The 1,274-nt window shown below is 31.7% G+C and carries 1 protein-coding gene; it reads left to right on the top strand.

Going from position 1 to position 1,274, the window contains the following annotated elements:
- Window positions 1-1,185, top strand: a 1,185-nt coding sequence (locus ND811_RS19265; protein ID WP_265353599.1) for an IS91 family transposase, incomplete at its 5' end; no start/stop codon positions are given.
- Between the last annotated feature and the right edge of the window lie 89 nt (window positions 1,186-1,274).

The raw sequence follows: 1,274 nt of genomic DNA, 5'->3' as shown, positions 1-1,274 counted from the left end.
CTAGTTCGTTATCTGCAATGCCCTAAAAATAATTCTATGAATGAATTCCAACAAGTCCTATATAAGCAAATAGATAAGATTCAAGCTTCCAACCTGCCTACTCATGTTAAGAAGGTTGTTTCGGCTGTTACTCTTTGCAGAACTAATGCAATGAAAGGAAGAGTCTATTCTTGTCCCAACGGACACTTCTCTATATTCATGAGAGAATCTTGTAACAATAGATCTTGTCCTACTTGCCAATCAGAAAATAAAAGAGAGTGGAATTCCAATACAAAAGATAAAGTCACTAATTCTCCACATTATCATCTTGTTTTTAAGTTACCTGCTTTTCTATATCCATATATTCTTTCCTATTATAAAGAATTTATAGAAATCCTTTTTGATGCTTCTTCTAAGTCTATTCTCAAATTAATTAAGTATTCTTTTGATATAGCGCCTACTACGGCATTCATTTCTGTTCTACACACTCATGGTGATGCTTACCAACTTCATCCACATATTCACATCATTCTCAATTCTATTGCTCTATCCAAAAAACAGGACAAGATTCTCTTACTTGATGAAACTCTCTTCAAACTTGATAACTTCAATTCCATCTATAACCAAATTCTAAAAAAAGAATTAATTCTTCTCTACAAGAAACATCCTGAACTTGGAATTGACTTCAGACAAAATATTGATAATATTCATAAAGAAAATATATTTATTTCTAAGAAATACGAATCACCTTATCCTATCATTGACTACCTTTCCAAAACTATCAAAGGAAATGCTCTCGATCTTAATCAGGTCGATTTTCTTGATAATGGTTCCATTAATCTTCATAATAAAGATAAATCTTTTTCTTTTTCTAACAATGAATTTGTAATTAGATACATCAAACACATCATTCCACAAAACATTAAATCTATTCGTTATTCCGGTTTCTACAGCTCCGCTAGTAGATCTAAGTATGAAATAGTAAATCAACTCTTCGAAGTACTTAGTAAAGAAGAAACAGAATCAAAATTCAATGATGATTCGATTCTCGATGAGAATCTTAAATTCCACAAATCTTGTCCTTTCTGTTACCAAAAAATGATTCTGTTAGAAGAAGTTGACGAATTCAAAGTTCCAGATATTGTTTACATCAAATTTGGAAAGGATCCACCTACAGAAGAACTATTCACAAGACTTGTTGCTTAACTTTGACTCAATTTTGGTCTATTAAATTCCTTAGTGAGAAATAACAAACAGCTAGTCAACTTTAGCCTAGGGCACTGCAGATAACAGCG

The organism is Leptospira soteropolitanensis, assembly GCF_026151655.1.
GTDB lineage: Bacteria > Spirochaetota > Leptospiria > Leptospirales > Leptospiraceae > Leptospira_A > Leptospira_A soteropolitanensis.
The sequence above is the reverse complement of the archived record's forward strand: the minus strand, read 5'-3'. Positions and strand labels throughout refer to the sequence as shown.